This is a genomic window from Acidobacteriota bacterium (genome assembly GCA_022562055.1).
GTDB lineage: Bacteria > Actinomycetota > Acidimicrobiia > Spongiisociales > UBA5794 > BMS3BBIN02.
Window position 1 is genome coordinate 97,719 of the sequence record JADFQA010000001.1, and the last position, 20,375, is coordinate 118,093.

19 protein-coding genes and 1 riboswitch are annotated in these 20,375 nt (G+C 59.1%); of the genes, 16 read left to right on the forward strand and 3 right to left on the reverse strand.

The features are described from left to right. Positions 1-20: 20 nt before the first annotated feature. Positions 21-824 carry a polyphosphate kinase 2 family protein gene (locus IIC71_00485; protein ID MCH7667670.1) on the reverse strand — a complete coding sequence of 268 codons (804 nt, stop codon included), beginning with the start codon at positions 822-824 and terminating at the stop codon, positions 21-23. An 81-nt stretch (positions 825-905) separates the two neighbouring features. On the opposite strand from IIC71_00485, the gene rpe reads away from it, so the two are divergent. The 14 genes from rpe to IIC71_00555 all read left to right on the forward strand — a co-directional run bounded on the left by rpe (position 906) and on the right by IIC71_00555 (position 13,408). After that, positions 906-1,553, forward strand: a complete 648-nt coding sequence (rpe, locus tag IIC71_00490) for a ribulose-phosphate 3-epimerase (GenBank protein ID MCH7667671.1) — start codon at positions 906-908, stop codon at positions 1,551-1,553. A gap of 10 nt (positions 1,554-1,563) precedes the next feature. After that, a complete protein-coding gene (locus tag IIC71_00495; protein ID MCH7667672.1) occupies positions 1,564-2,490 on the forward strand; it encodes a response regulator in 927 nt (308 codons plus the stop codon). A 54-nt stretch (positions 2,491-2,544) separates the two neighbouring features. Then, positions 2,545-2,664, forward strand: a riboswitch (FMN riboswitch). A gap of 2 nt (positions 2,665-2,666) precedes the next feature. Further along, positions 2,667-3,776, forward strand: a complete 1,110-nt coding sequence (gene ribD / locus IIC71_00500; protein MCH7667673.1) for a bifunctional diaminohydroxyphosphoribosylaminopyrimidine deaminase/5-amino-6-(5-phosphoribosylamino)uracil reductase RibD — start codon at positions 2,667-2,669, stop codon at positions 3,774-3,776. Next, positions 3,776-4,381 (forward strand): riboflavin synthase, encoded by a 606-nt coding sequence (locus IIC71_00505; GenBank protein ID MCH7667674.1) that lies wholly within the window; start codon positions 3,776-3,778, stop codon positions 4,379-4,381. Before ribD ends, IIC71_00505 begins: the two co-directional genes overlap by 1 nt. Then, on the forward strand, positions 4,381-5,601 hold the full coding sequence (locus tag IIC71_00510; GenBank protein ID MCH7667675.1) for a bifunctional 3,4-dihydroxy-2-butanone-4-phosphate synthase/GTP cyclohydrolase II: 1,221 nt from the start codon (positions 4,381-4,383) through the stop codon (positions 5,599-5,601). The genes IIC71_00505 and IIC71_00510 overlap by 1 nt, the downstream gene beginning before the upstream one ends. A gap of 19 nt (positions 5,602-5,620) precedes the next feature. Then, on the forward strand, positions 5,621-6,073 hold the full coding sequence (gene ribH / locus IIC71_00515; GenBank protein ID MCH7667676.1) for a 6,7-dimethyl-8-ribityllumazine synthase: 453 nt from the start codon (positions 5,621-5,623) through the stop codon (positions 6,071-6,073). A gap of 132 nt (positions 6,074-6,205) precedes the next feature. After that, positions 6,206-6,988, forward strand: coding sequence for a translation initiation factor IF-3 (locus IIC71_00520; GenBank protein MCH7667677.1), 783 nt, complete (start codon positions 6,206-6,208; stop codon positions 6,986-6,988). After that, entirely contained in the window at positions 6,966-7,160 is a 195-nt protein-coding gene (gene rpmI, locus IIC71_00525; protein MCH7667678.1) for a 50S ribosomal protein L35, read from the forward strand. The genes IIC71_00520 and rpmI overlap by 23 nt, the downstream gene beginning before the upstream one ends. Before the next feature lie 8 nt (positions 7,161-7,168). Further along, positions 7,169-7,528 (forward strand): 50S ribosomal protein L20, encoded by a 360-nt coding sequence (gene rplT / locus IIC71_00530; GenBank protein MCH7667679.1) that lies wholly within the window; start codon positions 7,169-7,171, stop codon positions 7,526-7,528. Between the two features lie 54 nt (positions 7,529-7,582). Then, positions 7,583-8,338, forward strand: a complete 756-nt coding sequence (locus tag IIC71_00535) for an RNA methyltransferase (GenBank protein MCH7667680.1) — start codon at positions 7,583-7,585, stop codon at positions 8,336-8,338. A gap of 205 nt (positions 8,339-8,543) precedes the next feature. Further along, positions 8,544-9,551, forward strand: coding sequence for a phenylalanine--tRNA ligase subunit alpha (pheS, locus tag IIC71_00540; GenBank protein ID MCH7667681.1), 1,008 nt, complete (start codon positions 8,544-8,546; stop codon positions 9,549-9,551). Next, positions 9,548-11,941 carry a phenylalanine--tRNA ligase subunit beta gene (locus IIC71_00545; protein ID MCH7667682.1) on the forward strand — a complete coding sequence of 798 codons (2,394 nt, stop codon included), beginning with the start codon at positions 9,548-9,550 and terminating at the stop codon, positions 11,939-11,941. The genes pheS and IIC71_00545 overlap by 4 nt, the downstream gene beginning before the upstream one ends. 1 nt (position 11,942) lies before the next feature. Beyond that, positions 11,943-12,863 carry an ornithine carbamoyltransferase gene (gene argF / locus IIC71_00550; GenBank protein MCH7667683.1) on the forward strand — a complete coding sequence of 307 codons (921 nt, stop codon included), beginning with the start codon at positions 11,943-11,945 and terminating at the stop codon, positions 12,861-12,863. Further along, on the forward strand, positions 12,863-13,408 hold the full coding sequence (locus IIC71_00555) for a DNA-3-methyladenine glycosylase (GenBank protein ID MCH7667684.1): 546 nt from the start codon (positions 12,863-12,865) through the stop codon (positions 13,406-13,408). The genes argF and IIC71_00555 overlap by 1 nt, the downstream gene beginning before the upstream one ends. Here the strand turns inward: IIC71_00555 and IIC71_00560 are convergent. Continuing rightward, positions 13,405-15,789: a PBP1A family penicillin-binding protein gene (locus IIC71_00560; protein ID MCH7667685.1), complete on the reverse strand. Its 2,385-nt coding sequence runs from the start codon at positions 15,787-15,789 to the stop codon at positions 13,405-13,407. The two genes, IIC71_00555 and IIC71_00560, sit on opposite strands and share 4 nt — an antisense overlap. 71 nt (positions 15,790-15,860) lie before the next feature. Between IIC71_00560 and IIC71_00565 the strand changes: the two genes are divergently transcribed. Further along, positions 15,861-17,072 (forward strand): tyrosine--tRNA ligase, encoded by a 1,212-nt coding sequence (locus IIC71_00565; protein ID MCH7667686.1) that lies wholly within the window; start codon positions 15,861-15,863, stop codon positions 17,070-17,072. Positions 17,073-17,136: 64 nt separating this feature from the next. Beyond that, positions 17,137-17,499 carry a hypothetical protein gene (locus tag IIC71_00570; GenBank protein MCH7667687.1) on the forward strand — a complete coding sequence of 121 codons (363 nt, stop codon included), beginning with the start codon at positions 17,137-17,139 and terminating at the stop codon, positions 17,497-17,499. Positions 17,500-17,594: 95 nt separating this feature from the next. Here IIC71_00570 and IIC71_00575 read toward each other — a convergent pair whose 3' ends face one another. Then, positions 17,595-19,868, reverse strand: coding sequence for a DUF11 domain-containing protein (locus IIC71_00575; GenBank protein MCH7667688.1), 2,274 nt, complete (start codon positions 19,866-19,868; stop codon positions 17,595-17,597). Positions 19,869-20,375 lie beyond the last annotated feature (507 nt).

The following is a 20,375-nucleotide window of genomic DNA, read 5'->3' on the forward strand; positions in this document are numbered from 1 at the left end:
GTTCTGATAGCGATCCGCGGTTAGCTGATGACAACGTTCTCGAGCCCGTCGTCGGGGTCGGGAAAGGTCATCGACAGCGCCTTCAATGTGTCAACGAGGATCTGGGTGACGATGATGTTTCTGTACCACTTGGTATCCGCCGGAACCACGTACCACGGAGCAGTCGGGGTTGCAGTTTTGGCGATGCAATCGCTGTAAGCCTCCATGTATTGGTCCCAGAGTTCTCGGTGTTTCAGATCCCCAATGTTGAACTTCCAATGTTTTGTAGGGTCATCAAGGCGGTCCTGGAGTCGTCTCGCCTGTTCTTCCTTTGAGATGTTCAGGTAGATTTTCACGATTGCGGTGCCCTCGTCGGCGAGTCGGCGTTCGAAGTCGACAATGTGTTGATAGCGTTTCGACCAGTGATCGCCCGGGACCAGGGACAGAACTCTGACAATCAGCACGTCCTCGTAGTGGCTGCGGTTGAACACAACGATTTCGCCGTTGCCGGGTGTACGACGATGCACCCGCCACAGGTAGTCGTGACCAAGTTCCGTTGACGTTGGCACCTTGAAGTTGGCGACCCGCACGCCCTGAGGATTCACCCCACGAAAGACGTTTCGGATGGTTCCGTCTTTGCCGCCGGTGTCCATGGCTTGAAGCACCAAGAGAAGCTTGTTCGTATGCTGTGCCCAGAGAAGATGCTGAAGTTCAGCCAGCTCCTTGCGCAAAGCCTTCAGCGTTTTCACACCCGCCGACTTCTTCCCCGCAAAGACCTGTCTGTCGTTGGCAGAGAAATCGTCCAGCGAGAACCCTGCTCCACTGGTGATTTTGTACGGATCCACCCGTGTGCCTCCTGGCGCTGTGACGATTACGGTTCCGAACCCTACTCACTAGCGGTCTATGCTCACATCGTGAACAACACTCTGAAGATCGCGCCCTCCATCCTGGCCGCGGATTTCGCAAATCTTGGGGCTGCGGTCGCTGAGGTAGCCGGGGCTGTCGACATGCTCCACATCGACGTGATGGACGGTCACTTCGTCCCCAATCTGGCGATCGGTATCCCTGTCATTGCATCGTTGAGGGCCACTACAGACCTCCCTTTTGACTGTCATATCATGACCACAAACCCCCTTGCCTACTTCGAAAGTCTCGCCGTGGCGGGGGCCACCCACATCACCGTACATGCTGAGGTTCACCAGGACCCGGAGCCTGTGGTCAGCCGAGCGAAAGAGGTGGGTGTCACGATCGGCATCGCCATAAACCCGGCTACTCCCGCGGACGCAATAGCGCCATTCGTTGACGAATTCGACATGCTGCTCGTGATGTCGGTCGAGCCAGGCTTCGGCGGACAGTCATTCATGGAATCAGCGCTTGCGAAAATCGAGACATTGAGAAAGTTGGTTGACTCCCACGGGTTGGCGACCGATATAGAGGTTGACGGCGGATTGTCGGTCGCAAACACGCGACGAGCGTGGGAAGCGGGCGCAAATGTGATTGTCGCGGGCAGCGCGATTTTTCATGCTGACGATCCCCTCGCCGCTGTTGCGGCGATCAAGGCTGCAACTACTTGACAGGAAGACAATGCGAGAACGGATTCTCGTCGTAGATGACGACCCGGACATCCTCCAGTTCGTTCGGATGAACCTCGAGCTAGAGGGCTTCGAGACGCGCACCGCAGAGAGTGGCAAGGAGGGTCTCGCAATGGCGAAAGAGCAGCCACCCGACCTCATTTTGCTCGACGTAATGATGCCAGGCATGGACGGTCTGACAGTATTGAAGCACCTGCGCACGAACCCCGCGACGGCGAACTGCCCAGTCATAATTCTCACCGCAAAAGTGCTCGCCGATGACAGGGTGAGAGCACTCGACCTCGGTGCTGACGACTACGTTGCAAAACCGTTCGAACTCAGCGAGCTACTGGCGCGGATACGCTCGGTCTTGAGACGCTCGCAGCAAATGCGTGACCTGTCGCCGCTAACCGGCCTCCCGGGGAACTTTAGAATTTCCCGCGAACTCGAAGACCGGGTGTCTAATCCGGGCGGATTTGCGCTTGTCTATGCAGATCTTGATCATTTCAAAGCCTTCAACGACCACTACGGATTCATGCGTGGTGACACCGTCATCAAGTTTGCGGCACAGTGTCTGCTTGATGCCGCGGCAGACATTGGTGACGAAATGATCTTTGTAGGCCACATCGGTGGAGACGACTTCGTTGCGATCTTGACACCCCCGGACGCTGAGCAGTTCTGCATCTCGGTCGTCGACAAGTACGACAGCGGGATTCTTGAGTTCTACGACACGTCAGATTCGCTGCAGGGGTACATTGAAGTGAAGGACAGACGTGGTGAACGCCATGCGTTCCCGATCTCGTCGATCTCTATGGGTGTCGTGACCAATGTCCACCGCACAATAGAGTCCGAGTGGGAAGCTTCGGCCATAGCGGTCGAAATGAAAGAGTACGCCAAGCGACGCACCGGCTCGACTTACGAACTGGACCGTCGTATCTGATGGCGGCTCGGCAGTAGCCGCCGCGCGGTACACTCAGGGTCAACAACATAACTACGCCCCCTTCAGGGCAGGGTGCAATTCCCGACCGGCGGTGACAGCCCGCGACCCCTTAGAACGGTGGACTCGATGAAAATCCGAGGCCGACGGTAACAGTCCGGATGGAAGAAGGAGGCCGCGTGTCTAGTAGCGCGAGTTCTGACAATTTGTCTGCACTCCCGGACACGGAAGCGATGATGTCGGAAGCTGTGGAGTTATCACGGCGGGCGTTGCCGCATCCGAATCCGCGTGTAGGGTGCCTCGTGGTATCGCCTAATGGCGAAGTCGTCGGCCGCGGATTTCACCTCCGGCCTGGTGCTGCGCACGCCGAACCGGTCGCGCTTGAGAGCGCTGGCGCTAAAGCGCGAGGGGCGACCCTCGTTGTCACCCTCGAGCCACACAACCACCATGGGCGGACACCGCCGTGCACCGAGACGATCATCGATGCTGGGATAGCTCGCGTAGTTATCGGGGCGCTCGACCTTAACCCCCTGGTGTCAGGGCGTGGCGTAGCCAGGCTTGAGGATGCAGGCATAGCTGTCATGGTTGGTGTTGGCGAGAGCGAGGTAATAGGCGCTGACGCTGGCTACTTTCACTATCTTCGAACCGGCCGGGCACGCTTCGTTGCGAAGCTTGCTTCTACGCTCGACGGGCAGATCGCTGCGCTCGACGGTTCTTCGCAGTGGATCACCGGTGAGTCCGCGCGTCGCGATGTCCATCGCCTGCGTTCCGATTTCGACGCCATCGTCATTGGCGCTCGGACACTGCGCACCGACGACCCGCTGTTGTCTGTGCGTCTTGCGGGTTACTCGGGTCATCAGCCGAGGCCGGTAGTTCTCGCGGGTCGGCAAGACCTACCCGATCGTGCGGCGCTGTACGCAAACGACCCGGTAGTGTTCGCGTCCAACGTGACCAAGGTCCCTACTTCGATTCGCGACGTTATCCGGTTCGACGGCGAGCTCGTCGATCCGAACCTTGTAGTCGAGTCGCTCACCGAACGCGGGATGCGAAACGTCCTTATCGAGGGTGGTGGGCAGATCGTACGGGCGTTCTTGGACACCGGATCGCTTGACGCCGCCATCTTTTACTTCGGTGGCAAGATCGCCGGGGGCCAAGGCCGCGGCTTGTTCTCGGGTGCGTTCGAGACGTTGGCGTCGGCGGTTAACGTCCGAATCGACTCGGTCATCACCATCGACAACGACATTCGCGTCGACGTTTCGTTTGTCGGACCCCACTTAGAGGTTGCGTAGTGTTCACAGGGATCGTCACGGAACTCGGGATCGTGCAAGCAGTCGCAGAGGACGACGGCATGCGCGCGTTTACGATACGCGCTCCAGCCACGGTGGTCGGCCTCCGAGTCGGCGACTCGGTGGCGGTCAACGGCGTGTGTCTCACCGCCATAGTGGTCGCTGACGATTCGTTCACCGTCGAGGCGATGGAGGAAACTCTCGTGCGGTCATCGCTTGGTTCGATCCTCGACGGTGAATCGATAAACCTTGAGCGTCCGATGCCCGCTGCGGGCCGGTTCGACGGTCACATAGTGCAGGGTCATGTGGATGGTGTTGCGCTCGTCGACGCAATCACAGACGAGGGCGCCTCCAAGCGGTTTCAATTTTCGATCAGCCGATCTCTCGGGCGCTATCTAGTCGAAAAGGGGTCCGTCACCGTCGACGGTGTTTCGCTTACAGTCACGAGCGTGAGTCCCGCTGACGCGGATCGTCAGGTGTTTGAGGTAGCGATCATCCCGCACACACTCGACTCCACCGTATTTGGGGCCTACGTGGTCGGCACTGCTGTCAATGTTGAAGTCGATGTACTCGCCAAGTATGTCGAACGACTCATGGAGGTCCGCTGATGAGCGCGACGAACGTTGATCGAGCGGTCGAAGCGATCCGAAACGGCGAGTTCGTGCTGGTTACTGATGATGAGGCGCGTGAAAACGAAGGTGACCTTGTGATGGCGGCCGAGAAGGCGACTTCGCAAACGATTGCATTCATGGTGCGCCACACGTCGGGTGTGATATGCGTACCAGCGACTGGCCAACGTCTCGACGCGCTCGGTCTCCCTCTCATGGTGCGCGAAAACACAGAAAGTCACCGGACCGCGTTTACGGTGTCCGTCGACTCTGCGCACGATGACCTGTCTACGGGGATTTCTGCGGCCGATCGTGCAGCAACAATTCGGGCGATAGCGGACCCAGCCACCAGACCCGATCAGTTGACGCGGCCCGGTCATGTTTTTCCCCTGCGGTACGCCACGGGCGGTGTCCTTGCGAGGGCCGGCCACACCGAAGCCATAATCGATCTCTGCCGGCTCGCAGGACTTGATCCGGTCGGCGTAGTCAGTGAAATAGTCAACGATGACGGCACGATGGCTCGCGGCGACCAACTCGACAGGTTTTCTGAACGTTACGGAATTACCAAACTTACCATCGCCGAACTGATTGACTACAGGTGGGCTACCGAGAGCCTTGTCGATCATGTCGAGGCGGCCAAGATACCGACACGGTACGGCGACTTCGTTGCCCACGGCTATCGCTCGCAACATGGCGAGACCGAGCACATCGCTCTCGTCATGGGGGACGTCGGTGGTGAGGAGGATGTTCTCGTGCGACTGCATTCCGCATGTTTGACAGGTGACGTGTTCGCAAGCACACGATGCGACTGCGGCGCACAGCTCGACGAGTCGATGAGGAGAATCGGAGAACGCGGTGTTGGGGTGATCGTGTACAACAGGAACCACGAGGGACGCGGTATCGGCCTGCTCGACAAGCTGGCGGCTTACAGACTCCAAGATGGTGGCCTCGACACAGTTGACGCGAACCTGGAACTCGGTCACGCTGCCGATCTACGCCACTACGGCACAGAGGCTCAAATCTTGCACGACCTCAAGATCGAATCGGTTCATCTGTTGACGAACAACCCCGACAAGGTTGCTCAGCTATCGGCGTTCGGTGTGAAGATCGCAAAGCGTATCCCGATTGTTGTCGGTGTGACGCCACACAACGAGGTATACCTCAAGACCAAACAAGACAAGCTGGGGCACATGCTTGGGGGCCAGACTCATGAGTCTTGAGCCGGCGACCCACTCATCTCTGGACGCCCGCGGTTTGCGGATCGCTGTTATAACGGCGTTGTTCAATGGGTCCATTACCGGGGGCCTACGCACCGGGGCTGTTGAGTATCTCGAAGAAGCCGGCGCGGAGCAAGTGCACTGTATTGAAGCGCCCGGGGCGTTCGAGCTCCCGCTTCTCGCCGCAACCGCGATCGACGCGGGTTTTGACGGTGTCGTTGCTCTCGGCGCAGTCATTGAAGGGGAGACCGACCACTACGAGCATGTGGCGCATCGTGTATCGGAAGGGTTGTTGAGAGTCAGTCTTGACACAGGAGTGCCGGTGGGGTTCGGTGTGCTGACCACTGCAACGGTCGAGCACGCGCTGACACGTTCGCGCCCCGGTCCGCAAAACAAGGGGCGAGAGTGCGCAGCGGCGGTAATTGGCACGTTGCAAGCACAGGCGACGATACGTAAAGCAGCCACGCCACGTTGACAGCCAGGGAGCGGTTCGTATACTGCGGGGGCAATTTCATGACGAAAGCGGAGGCGCCTGCTTCCCACCCAACCACCTGAGTGAGTTGAGGTCGACGAGCCGGGCAGTACCTCTATGGTGCTGCCTTCTTGTATGTTCCGTTGTGGACCACCGCCAACCGAGGAGTTTGCAATCGCCAAAGAGCCACGAGTCAATGAACGAATCAGGGTCCCCGAGGTCCGCCTGGTCGACCCAGAGGGTGGCCAAATAGGCATAAAGCCGATCGAAGAAGCACGGTGGTTAGCCGAGCAGCTCGGTCTCGATCTTGTTGAAGTGGCGCCCGACGCTAGACCCCCTGTCGTACGACTCATGGACTATGGGAAATTCAAGTACGAATCGTCGGTGAAGGCCCGAGAGGCTCGCAAGCGCCAGACGCGTACCGTTGTTAAAGAAGTCCAGTTCCGCCCCAAGATCGCAACGAGCGACTTCGAAGTAAAGCGCAAAAGGGTTGAACGATTTCTTCGCGACGGCGACAAGGTGAAGATCACGATGAGGTTCCGCGGCCGTGAGGTCACCCATCCAGAGATCGGTCGCGAGATCCTGAAACGTCTTGCCGAGTCTGTCGAAGAGTTTGGCACCATTGAAACCGCGCCACGTCTTGAGGGGCGTCAGATCACGATGGTGCTAGCGGGCATCCGCCAGCAGAAACCGGCGAGGCACTCAAACCGTCACCAGGATACGGCCGACGGAATCGATGATGAACACGCAGAAGAAACATCCTTGGCGACGAATTCCGATGACGCCACTCCGACGGCGGAAGTGGAGGATCATCCCACCGAGGGTGATGACACAGAGAGTAAGTCCGGCGACGCTCCTGTTACCGAACAGGCAGCCACCGATGAGGAGAACGAAAGTGCCGAAGCAGAAAACACATAAGGGGGCCGCCAAACGGATGAAGGTCACGGGGAGTGGCAAGATCCGACACCGCGGCGCGTGGCACGGCCACAACCGCTATAAGAAATCCGCAAAGCGTTGGCGTCGCGTGAGCCACGACGGAGTGCTCTCCGGTGGCGACGCGAAACGAGCAGCACGCCTACTAGGCCGCTAGGAGAATCCATGGCACGAGTTAAACGCGCGGTTAACGCGCACAAAAAACGCCGCAAGGTGATGGATCGGGCGTCGGGATACACCGGGGCGCGGAGTCGTCGTTACCGAACCGCTCGCGAACAGACGATGCACGCTATGCAAGATTCCTTTGCGCACAGGCGTGCTCGCAAGGGCGATTTCAGGCGCTTGTGGATTACTCGGATCAATGCAGCCGCCCGCATCCACGGCATGAGTTATTCGCGTTTGATAGCCGGGCTCAAGGCAGCTGAAGTGGAAGTCGACCGCAAAATGCTTGCCGAAATGGCTGTGAACGACCCCGCGGCATTCAAGGCGTTGGTCGAAGTTGCCAGTGCGCATGTGAGCGCCTGACACCCGCGATCAGCTGAGACCGTTACTTACGACGCCATTGAAGGCTAGGCGAGTGTGCAACCGACGCTGACTTCAACCAAGAACGAGATCGTGCAACGCGCACGCAGGCTGCACTCGGCAAAACAACGGCGTCTCACGGGGCTGGTCCTCGTGGAAGGACCGACCCTTATCGAGGAGGCTGCTGCAGCAAGGATGGAGTTCGTGACCATCTTCGCTGTCGAAGACGATGCCGACCAACTCCGTTTGGCCGAAGCCGCAGGAGGATCGGTGATAGTGACGAGCAAACGGGTGCTCGATCACATCGCTACGACAGCTACGCCACGGGGTCCGATCGCCATTGTGCGCCGCCCTGAACCGGCAAGAGTGTCGACGGTTTCGGACACGTTGATCCTCTCCGATATTGCGGATCCCGGCAACGCAGGAACGATGGTCCGGACCGCAACGGCGCTCGGGTTTCACGTGGCCACAGTCACTGGTTCCGTCGATCTTTGGTCGCCAAAAGCTTTGAGGGCCGGCTCTGGGGCACAGTTCTCAGCACCTCCACGCGTTGTGGAGTCTCTCTCCGACATTGCAAGGGTGGGTTTTCGCACCATAGGCCTGGTCGTTAGCGGCGGATCGGACCCCGAGGTGCTCACTGGCGCATCGCCCGTCGCTCTCGTCGTGGGAAGCGAGGCGCACGGACTTCCCGAAGATCTCATCAAAGAGTGTGACGACCTGGTGACCATTCCGACGATTGGGAGTGTCGAAAGTCTCAATGCCGCAGCGGCAGCGTCGATTGCAATGTGGGAGCGCGCACGGCTGCGCAAGTAGGAAGCACCACAACGCAAAGCTACGGTCGCCGCATGGTCGAGGTCTCGCGCAGACGGTTTACAGACATCGAGTTTTCCGGCGAGTGTTGCTGAGCACGATTTCGCTCGAACATTTACCAGGACCCGTCGAGCGTTACACGGGTCCGTTTCTGTGTCGGTACCGATACGCTGCATCTCGCACATCGAGGACTAACGTACACCCACCTATGGATATTCGAGCAGAACTGAAAGCCCTAGCGAGTGACGCCCCAGCCGTAATCGCGGCAGCGGCATCAACAGAGGAGCTAGCTGGCATTGAAGCGGACGTGACTGGCAAACGATCACCGATTGCAGCAGCGCGGCGCCTGCTTGGAACGATTGAACAGGACCAGAGACGCGAGGTCGGCATCCTGATCAAGGAAATCGCCGATGCGTTGCAAGACGGCATTGACGCCCGTGGTGACGAGTTGCGAGATGCTGAAGAAACGGCCGCGTTAGAGGCAGAGGCGGTCGACGTCACTCTGCCTGGGCGGGCGCCTTCCATCGGGACCCACCACATTATCCAGCAGGTTATCGACGAAATTATCGACATCTTTGTATCGCTTGGGTTCACGGTGGCACGGGGGCCCGAAGCAGAAACCAGCTTCTACAATTTCACGGCGCTCAACATCCCGGAGACCCACCCCTCGCGACTCGAATCGGACACGCTTTACCTCGACTACGGCGACGACGCCGAGGGCGTCTTGCTACGGACACACACATCGCCGATGCAGGCCCGATATATGGAGCTCCATCAGCCACCTGTGTATGTAGTTGTCCCGGGAAAGGTATTCCGGGCGGATCCGCTTGACACAACGCACTCACCGGTGTTCCACCAGGTCGAGGGTCTGGCTGTTGATACGAACATCACCTTCGGTGACCTCAAGGGAACACTGGAGATGTTCGCCAGAGAGCTACTCGGAAAGGACACGAAGGTGAAGTTTATCCCCCACTATTTTCCCTTCACCGAGCCTTCCGCCGAGATGTATGCGTACTCGAACGGGAAGTGGATCGAGCTACTCGGCTGTGGCATGGTGAATCCTGCGGTGTTTGAGAATGTTGGTTATGACCCTGCGGCGGTTACCGGGTTCGCATTTGGGATGGGCGTTGAGCGTCTTGCAATGGTTCGCCACGGCGTTGGCGATCTTCGGCACATCCTTGAGAACGACGTCAGAGTGCAACGGCAGTTCGTATGAAACTCACGCTCAGTTGGTTGCGGGAGTTTGTCGACGTGCCGATGATGGACATCGCTGACATCGTTGATGCCTTTGAGAGTCTTGGCCACGAAGTCGAAGAGGCGTATGCAATCATTCCACAGTTCACCGGCATCGTTGTAGGCAAGGTTCTCGCGGTGCAAGCCCACCCGAACGCTGACAAGGTCCGGTTGTGTCAGGTCGATATCGGGGGCGAAACCGTTGAAATTATCTGTGGCGCATGGAACTTTCAACCTGGCGCTCTTGTGCCGGTCGCTCTTCCAGGTGCCACGCTCGGGGATGACTTCACGATTGCCAGACGCGAGATTCGCGGTGTCACGTCGAACGGAATGATCTGTTCAGAAGCCGAGCTTGGTCTCGGGAACGATACCGACGGCATCATGGTGCTCAATGATGACTATCCGGATTCTCTGGACGCCGTCGGTTCTGACTTTGCTGGGATAGTTGGATTCGACGACGTATTTTTCGACGTTTCGATCACACCAAACCGCCCGGACTGCATGTCCGTGGTCGGGCTCGCGCGCGAACTCGCAGCTCGTTTCGATCTGCCGCTGTCGCTGCGGACGCCGACACTCGACGTAGTTGAAGGCGAGTCGGCCCTGACGATCACAATCGACGATGATCGGTGCCCCCGTTTCACCGTCCGATCCGTGCGCGATATCACGGTGGGGGCGTCCCCGCATTGGATGCGCCGCCGGCTGGAGCTTGCCGGCATGCGTCCGATCAACAACGTGGTTGACGCATCGAACTACGTCATGATGGAACTAGGCCACCCATCACATGCGTTCGATCGGGACCGTCTTGGTGACGCCGTCGGGGTCCGCGCGGCGCGTGACGGGGAATCAATCACGACGCTTGACGGTCTTGAACGGACCCTTACCAGCGAGGACATTGTGGTAGTGAATGGCACCGACGAGGCCATATCGATTGGCGGCATTATGGGCGGCGCGTCGACGGAGGTCAATGCCGACAGCGTGAATGTCGTGGTTGAGGCGGCGATGTGGTTTCCGCCGATGATCCTGCATTCGTCGAAACGGATGCAATTGCGCTCGGAAGCGTCCGCTCGATTCGAGCGCGGGATGGACCCAAACTTTTGTTTGGTGGCTGCGGACCGTGTCGCTGAGTTGCTTGTTGCCCATGCTGGCGGCACTGCGGGGCCGATGTACGATTCGTATCCCGTCCCCGTAAAGCGGGTGATGATCGACTATCCGCTTTCGGAGACGGAACGCATCCTCGGCATCAGGCTCGATGCGGGCACCACCGGCGAATATCTACGAAAGCTCGACTTCGCAGTGTCCGGAACCGACCCGCTCAAGCTTTCCATCCCGACGCGCCGTCCCGATTTGAAGGCCCCCGTAGACGTCGTCGAAGAGCTCGCTCGCCTGCACGGATTCGCTGCCATTCCTGGGCGCGTCGTACACGGCACTGGAGGAGGACTACCGCACGAGATCGTCGCAGAACGCAAGCTCCGTCGTACTCTGACAGCGTGCGGATTGAGCGAGGCGGTGACCTTTTCGTTCATCGGTCCAGCCGATCTCGATGTACTCAACTTGGACGCGGACGATCCACGTCGCGCCGGGATCGGAGTCGTGAACCCGTTGCGAGAAGAGGAAGGCGTGATGCGCACGACATTGCTGCCAGGTCTCATAAAAACCGTTGCCGCCAACCACGCCCGTGGGTTTGTCGATGTTGGCTATTTCGAAATCGCAAAAGTGTTCTTACGTTCCGATGATGTGCTTCCATCACAGCCGGATCGGCTGGGACTCATCATGACGGGTGGCCGGGACAACGATCTTGGTCGTTCCCCACGGCCAGTCGATATCCGCGACGCAGTTGGTGTTATCGAAGCGATTTCCGCGAGTCAGAATTTTGCCGTCGAGGTTGTACCTGCAATCGAAAATGGGTTCCATCCGGGGCGCTGCGGGCGTGTTCTTCTCGATGGAAACGATATCGGGTTTGTCGGTGAACTACGTCCAAGCGTTGCACAAGCGGCCGGTCTCAGTGGGCGAGTGGTCATGGCAGAACTCGATCTTGCACCGTTTGTCGCCTCGACCGCACCATGGACATTGGTTCCACCTAGTTCCTTTCCACCCGTGGTGTTCGACCTCGCGTTTGAAATTGCTGCCGACACGGGTGCGGGAAACATCCTGGCGACGATTCGCGAGACTGCGTCGACAATTCTCGAATCGGTTTCGGTGTTCGACGTGTATAGCGGAGACGGAGTAGAAGCTGGGCGAGTCAGCATTGCGATGCGGCTCACGTTTCGGGCGCCCGATCACACTCTTGCGGACGACGAAATCACGCCAATCCGCAAGCGAATCGTCGAAGCTGTCGAAACACGCCACGACGCACATCTGCGTGGGAGCGTGTGACATGAAGTTTCTCAAGGTATCGGATGTGGGGATTGTCGGACTCCGCACGATCCTCAACGCCTGCGCTCGGATCAAGACTTCTCCAGACGATGTCAGGGGCCTTCTTTCGGGCACCTCCGTTGGCATCTTTTTCGAAAAGCCGTCGACTCGTACACGAGTTTCATGCGAAGTCGCTGCCGTCCACCTCGGTGCGCACCCGGTGATGCTGCGCGGCGAAGAGATCGGGTTCGGCAACCGCGAGGAAACTCGAGACATCGCACGCGTGCTCGAACGGTATGTCGACGCCCTTGCGTTTCGAGTGTTCCGTCACCGTGATCTCGAGGAGCTTGTCGCTCACACTGACATGCCCGTGATCAACCTCTTGTCGGACCTAACCCATCCATGCCAGGCAGTTGCAGACCTCGCGACAATCGAAGAGAGCATGGACCTTGCGGGGTCTACGCTTGCGTACGTCGGCGATGGCAACAATGTCTTGCACTCACTGTTGCTTGCCGGGGCAATGACGGGTATGCACATCATCGCTGCCACGCCACGCGGGTACGAACCAGCCGCCGAGATTGTGGCGGAAGCGAGAAAGCTAGCGGGCGAGACCGGCGCATCGATAACTCTCACAAGCGACCCCGCCGCCGCAGTGAGAGATGCGGACGTCGTGTACACCGACGTGTGGACGTCGATGGGCCAAGAGGCTGAGGCGGCCCACCGGGTCGCTGACTTTGCTGGATTCCAAGTAGATCTCGATCTATTTGAAACCGCCGACCCGAATGCGTTGTTTCTTCACTGCCTGCCTGCGCATCGAGGCGAAGAGGTCACCGACCAGGTCATGGAACATGTGAGGTCGAGAGTGTTTGATCAGGCCGAGAACCGAATGCATGCTTTTGCGGCCGTACTGCTGTACACCACGGGAACCTTACCGTCGTGGTGATGTCGGATGCGGAACTAGCCGCGTTGGTCGAAGGCGATGTGACCGACGTTGCGAAGCGTCTCATCGGAGCGACCTTGTCCACAATGATCGACGGGGTTGTAACTGCGGTACTCCTCACCGAGGTTGAAGCGTACGGCGGGCCTGGTGACCCGGCCAGCCATGCGGCGCGAGGAAGGACCGACGCCAACGCGGCGATGTTTGGTACGGCCGGCACTATGTATGTGTACCGATCCTACGGCATCCACTGGTGTGCCAACATCGTGGTCGGTAGCGAAGGCTCGGCGTCGGCGGTGCTACTGCGGGGCGGTGACCCGATCACCGGTATTGCAGTCATGGAACGGCGCAGGAAGCGTACCAAGAACCTCACCGATGGTCCGGGGAAGCTGTGCCAAGCGCTGGGCATCACCGGCGACCACGACGGGACGAGCCTAGGTGATCAGATCCAGATCGTGCCTGGCCCAGCGCCCGGTCCAGTGGTCGCGACTCCTCGGATCGGGATCACCAAGGCTGTTGACGTGCCTTGGCGGTTCTCTGTACTCCGCTAGGGGTTAACCCAGATCGTCACGATGTCAGTCTCCGCGGTTCCGGCCGCCGGTGATTGCTTCCAGACGAGGGCCGACCGGCGGCCGGCTGCTTCGGGGTCCTCCTCGGGTAAAAGGAACACCTGTACGTCGAAGCCGAAGAGACGGGCCCTTGCCTCTTCGACAGGGAACCCAAGAACGCTCGGCACGGAGTTTGAGGGAGTCTCTCCGGCGACGGACAGTCTGACAACCGTGCCGGTCTGCGCATCTGAACCCGCTGGCGGGTTCATGCTGAAGACCGTACCGGTCGCCAAATTGTCCACGCGTATCCACTCTATGCGCACATCAAAACCTTGATCGAGCAACAACGGGGTCGCCTGTTCAAGACCGAAACCGACGACATCTGGAAGCAAGGTTGCCCCGACGCTGGTGATGCCTTGCGGATTGTGAATGGGGCAGATAACGGTAGGTGCTGCGTCACGCGGGAGTCGCACACGGTGCACGCTGGCTCGTGGGCACAGTGGCCCCGCAAGAAACCCGGTTGAGAGATCAACTTCGACGGTAACGAGACCCTCATCTTCTGGTGTAGGCAGCTCACCGTAGGGCACCCCGGCAAGAGCAGCCGACGCAAATCGCGACCAGATTTGGGCGGGCCATGTTCCGCCGGTGATCGTGTACGGGGTGAGCGGCGCTTGCAACGGGACTTGACCCTCCGGGAACCCGACCCAAATCGCGGTAACGAGTTCGGGCGTGTAACCAACAAACCAGGCGTCCGCATTGTTCTGCGAAGTGCCGGTCTTACCTGCGGTCACACGGCCGATCCTTGCCTGTTGACCTGTACCCCTGCGAACGACCTCGGTAAGGGCTTGTGTCACCGTGTCAGCGACCGACCGAGGAAGCGCCTGAGACACAACCGGAGTCGGCGAATAAATCACGGTCCCGGCGGTGTTCTCGATACGGGTGACAAAGATCGGCTCCACGTGGTTCCCGCCGGCCGCAAAGGTCGCGTATGCCGAAGCCATGTCGAGGACGGTCACTTCCTGTGCCCCGAGTGCAAGCGAATGGTACGGCAAGAGGTTTTGATTGATGCCTGCAGCCATGGCAATCTCGGCGACGAGTCCGGGTCCTACCTCGTCCATTATTCGTGCGTAAATGACGTTCACAGAGAATACGGTTGCTTCCAATACGGTGAGGTCGGGAAATACGGAATCGTTGTAGTTCGAGACGAACCACGGACCCGAGCTTGTCTCGATGGAGACACTCTGTCCGCCGCGGACAATGGTATCTAGCGTTAACCCAGACTCGAGAGCTGCGGCGAGGACGAACGGCTTAAACGCAGAACCTGGCTGGCGGCGCCCCTGCGTTGCGAGGTTGAATTGTGCACTTGGGTCGGTCGTTGAGTAGAAGTCTCGGCCGCCAACGATCGCCAACACGTGACCGGTGCGTGGATCGATCGAAACTAACCCGGCGGATGGAGCCTCACCGTCCATGACATCCGCAATCGCCGCCTCAGCTGTCTGCTGGATTGCGGGGTCGATCGTCGTGTAGATGTTGAGGCCACCGCGAAACAGTGCGTCGTACCTGTCAGTTGCCGTGGCACCGAGCGCTGGGTCGTCGAGGAGTAGACGTTTGACTTCTTCAGTGAAGTACGGGTACAGCGCCTGCTGAGACAAGACCGTACGGTCTGTGAGGACAAGATCGCGACCACGTGCATCGTCCGCGGTTTGCGCGTCGATCCAGCCGAGTTCGAGCATTTTATCGATCACGACGTTGCGCCGCGATGTGGCCGCTTCGGCATGTTCCCATGGGTCCGTGCCCGATGGCCGCTGTATTAGGCCCGCCAGTAGGGCGGCTTCGGCCAGATCCAGCTCGGAGATGTCCTTATCAAAATATGTCACTGCGGCGGTAGCGATCCCATACGCCCCGCTACCGAAGTACACCGTGTTGAGATAGCGGACGAGGATTTCTTCTTTGGTGAGCGATTCCTCGATTCGAAGGGCGAGAATCGCCTCTTCGACCTTCCTGTCCACGGTGAGCTCTGGTATGAGAATGACGCTCTTGACGTACTGCTGTGTGATCGTTGATCCTCCCTGAACGATCCCTCCGGCCTCCACGTTCTTGAGGAGAGCGCGTGCGACAGCCCTGAGATCTACGCCGCCGTGCTCCCAGAACCTCTCGTCCTCAATGGCGACGACTGCGTCGCGGACAAGTTGTGGGAGCTCACCGTCTCTGACGAGAAGCCGATTCTCCCCAGCAAACCACGTTGCAAGGATCGTACCGTCAGAAGCAAAGACCGTAGTGGTCAGAGACTGCTTGATATCGAGGGTGTCTTCGTAGGGAGTAACGCTGCATGCCGCCGCGGCGGAGGCGAAGACAAGGGCAACAAGACCAATCCGGGAGCGCATGCACCGTACCGTACACCCGTTGTGAGGGGCAAGCATTGGCAGCTCGAACGCTGACCGGTATCCTGAGTTGCATGACCCCTGCCTCTCCTTCGCCGCAAGAACAGCTCGCGATCCTGACGGACGGGATCGATGCGGTTACACCCGGCGGCGGGCTGCTCGACAAATTGAAACTGGGTCGGCCGCTACGAGTCAAGCTCGGCGTGGACCCCACCGCCCCTGACGTCACGTTGGGCTGGGCCGTCGTCTTGCGCCTCCTGCGGCGCTTTCAAGACCTCGGCCACACCGCCGTGCTGATCCTCGGGGACTTCACTGCCCTTGTTGGCGACCCTACGGGTCGGTCAGAGACGCGCAAGCGACTCACTCCATCGGAGGTTGCCGCGCATTCAGTGAGCTGTGTCGACATGATCAAAGATGTGCTGTCTGAGGAACGTCTTGAGATTCGCCCCAACTCGGAGTGGCTTGCCGCGATGGACATGCACAAGCTGCTCGAACTCACGTCGACCACAACAGTTGCTCGGCTGCTCGAACGCGACGACTTTTCTAAGCGCTTCGCGGAAAAACGACCGATCTCGCTCATCGAGTTCATGTATCCGTTGCTCCAAGCAATGGACTCTGTTGCAGTCAATGCCGACGTCGAACTTGGTGGCACCGACCAACTGTGGAACCTGCTCATGGGTCGCCAAGTGCAGGGACGGTACGATCAGGAGCCTCAGGTGGCGGTTACCGTGCCGCTACTCGTCGGGACCGACGGAACTCGCAAGATGTCACAGTCGTACGGGAACTACATTTCCATCCGCGACCCTGCCGATGACATGTTTGGCAAGGTCATGAGTCTTCCAGACGCCGCCATGGAGCAGTGGTTTCTGCTCGCCGCCGGGTATACACAAGCGGAAGCCGCTCGGATCGCATTCGACGTGGCCGACGGGAGCCGCCATCCCGGCGAAACGAAACGTTTGCTTGGGCGCGAGATCGTCACGATGTATCACGGTTCGGTCGCAGCCGAGGAATCCGAGGCGGCATTTGATCGCCTGTTTAAGCAGCATGCAGTGCCCGACGATGTTGACGAAATCTCGATGCCGGAGTCGATGGGGGATGAGGTATTCCTGCCAGCGCTGCTGGCAACAGCGGGCCTGGTGACGTCAAACACGGAGGGGCGCCGAATGATCAAACAGGGTGCCGTGAAGATCGACGGCGACCGGATCGACGTGGATCGCCTGCCCACTGTCGACGTAACAGGCAAAGTCATTCAAGTCGGTAAGCGCAGGTTCGTACGAATCCGATGATCACAACGGACGCCGATTCAGGCCAAATCCAGGACGAGCACTTTCGGCGCTGTGGCCCGCGCTAATGGAACCGTTCGAGAACTTCCTTTCTCCAGACCTCGTAGATGTTGTGGCTTTTCACTTGGACCGCCATCTCGCGACGTTTGATCGGGGAGCGTTCGTCGGTTCTATTTTGACGGATCTGGAGAATCTAGAACTCAAGGCGAGAGCGCAGCTCATGGCTGATCCGTCTCCGGTGTTGCCGATCCTGTACGCCTTCAGGGACGACGAGGAGTATGTTCGTTGCTCGGTTGCAAACCATCTCAATGACATAGCCAAGGATCACCCTGACCTGGTGGCCGAACTCGCAAAAGAATGGATGGAGGACGCTGACGCGAATCGGCGGCGGCTCGTACGTCACGCCACCCGAACGTTGATCATGACGTGACACCGGGTCCTCTGATGAGAGGGTGACATCGCAAATCAAATAGGGGGCCGAAGCGAGAACTCCGACCCCGTACTTGATGATGTCGTTGTTGCGAACTAGATGGGTTCGTTCCCGTCAAGCTTGCGACCGGATCCAAGCACCGCGGCGCCAAGGGCGACGAACAGTACCCCCAGAAACGCAAACTGCTGGATCTCGAGTCCGGTGACCGGCAACGAACCCGCAATGCCGAAGTCCGCTGTCAGGTACTCCTGGCCGTCCACCAGAGCGATCGTGAATGAACTGACAGTCGTCAGCGAGGTGCTCTCGGGGAACGTCGACTTCGTCACCGCGACAACGTAATTCCCGGGATCAAGAGCCGAGAACAAGTAACGGCCGTCGGCGTTTGTGGTCATGCTGATAGTTGTGTTCGTGTCGGTGTTAGTCAACGTGACCGTGACACCCGACACGCCCTTTTCCCCGGCGTCCTGAATGCCATCCTTGTCGTCGTCGAACCACACCGTGTCACCGATCAGCGCGGATGCGAGCACTTGGGTGGCTGTCACAGTCGCATCATCCCAGTCGTCACCTGTTCCGTCCCCGGGTATGGAATCGATGTCGAGCTCGTTCGCAGCCGTGACCTCTGCCTCATTTGTGAACGTGCCGGCACTATCGACGGTGACCGTGAGCGTCATCGACGTTGATGCTCCATTTGCCAAGTTACCGATCGTCCACACGCCGGACGCAGGGTCGTACGAGTTGCTACCGGTGTGCGACACATATGTGACGCCGTCGGGGAGAGTATCGGTAACCACGACACCGGTAGCGCCATCGGGGCCCTGATTGATCACTGAGATTGTGAAGGTAGTTTGGTCACCGACCGAAACGCTTGCCGGATCGACATCCTTCGTAAGCTCGAGATCGATGATCGGATCGACCTCCACAATGGTGATTGTGGCATCGTCCCAGTCGTCGCCCTGCCCGTCGCCTGGCGTCGAGTCGCTGTCTTGCTCGTTAGCGGCGGTGACCTCGGCGACGTTTGTATGGGTACCAAGTTGAACGCCCGTCACGTCGATATCGAGAGACACCGATGCTCCGACCGCAAGGTTGCCGATCGTCCAGACGCCCGTGACGGGGTCGTAGGAACCGTCACCAGCGTGTGACACGTATGTCAGCGACGCAGGCAGAGTATCGGTTACCTCCACGCCGGTAGCCGCATCGGGACCCTGGTTCACAACCGAAACAGTAAATGTTGTGGTGTCACCAGGGCTGATCACCGCCGGTGAAGCGCTTTTGTTGAGTTCAAGGTCGATCACATGTGGGGGTTCAATGGCCGACACGAAAGCGTCGTCCCAGTCGTCGCCCATGCCGTCGCCAGGTGTTGAGTCCACGTCTGGCTCGTTCGCAGCTGTGACCTCGGCCTCGTTGGTGAACGTCCCAACGGCATCGACCGTAACGGTGAGTGTCATCGATACTGTTTGGCCGACCGCAAGTGCGCCTATCGTCCACACGCCGGTTGCGGTGTCGTACGTACCGTCACCGGCGTGAGAAACGTAAGTCAACCCGGTCGGAAGAACGTCCGTAGCTTCGATGCCGGTCGCTCCGTCGGGTCCGTCGTTCCCCACCGTAAGAGTGAACGTCGTCTCATCGCCGACGAACACGGAGTCGTCGCTTACCGACTTGTCGAGCCAGAGGTCCATGATTGTTCGGTCTGCAGTGATATCAAGACGGTCGATAGCACCCGAACCAGCGAGGCGAACGACCATTCGCCGAACCCCGGTCTGGTTGACCACCACGATCTCCGAATCGCCATTGCCTATCACAGGGACCGGCACCGACGCGAGGAGGGCGTCGCCAGCATCGTACAAATCGATCGACGCGCCCGCGGTGTCGATGTCGAACAGCTCCAGGCTGTTAACCGTAACAAGTCCGGAGTCGCCCCATGCCCCGAATCCAAGCGACAGCGTTGCCGCGGCCGATGCCGAATCGTCAGGATCGGAAGAGTCTCCGTCTTCGGACACGATGAGCACATTGCCGTTTGCGGGCGAGAACAGATCAGAGTCGCCCCCTGTACAGCTTGACGCGGATCCGCCGCACGTCGCGTCGAAGATCATCGCAGCATTCCCGGAAACGCCTGGAGTCGAACCAAACACGGAAATCGTTCCGAGGTTCGTACCGGAGATACCGTTACCGCTCGACAACGTCGACACGGTGTCGCCGCTCGACAGCCCAGACTCGAAGTCGGCCACCGCCGAAAACGTCGCCGCCTCCGCGGCCGTCGCCCCTAGCGCCGTGATGGTCACGACCATCGCCATCACGAGCAGCAGGATGAAAGTTCCACGTGCGGTACGGTCCCTACCGAACGCGCGTTCCGCTGTAGTTGATGCCTTCACCTTAGTTTCCTCCGTCTTTCTTCAGACTGCTCAACGTGGTTAAGCCCTGACCACTATTGAGCTATCATCGTATACCACTCACGGTGGTGTTGCTAGTGCTCACCGTGGTCATTACGCCCTACCAGAATCTGACTAGTTCGACGCTTCACTCCATCCTACGCTTTCCGAGGACGCGGTGGGTCGCCGACGGCCTTGTTCGCGGTTCCTGCAGCATTCAACTGGTCGTCCGCAGAGGAATCTTCTGTCCCAGGTCGTAACGATTCCGTCGTCACAACGCGGTTTGGCTGAATCTTGCGAATTAGATTGTATCGTTTCCACTCGTGCAAAACGCTAGATAGCGTCTCGACAACCGCGGGGTCGACAAAACAGAGCGGTATCGACTGGCCGTTGCCAACGGCTGACTTGCATCGGCGCTTGCGCTCTGGCATACTTGGTTCCGCACTGGCCGAGACCGCTTTAGGGCTCGGCTGTTCCGGCCGCCCCGATGGGCGGTGCTATGGTGTGAGA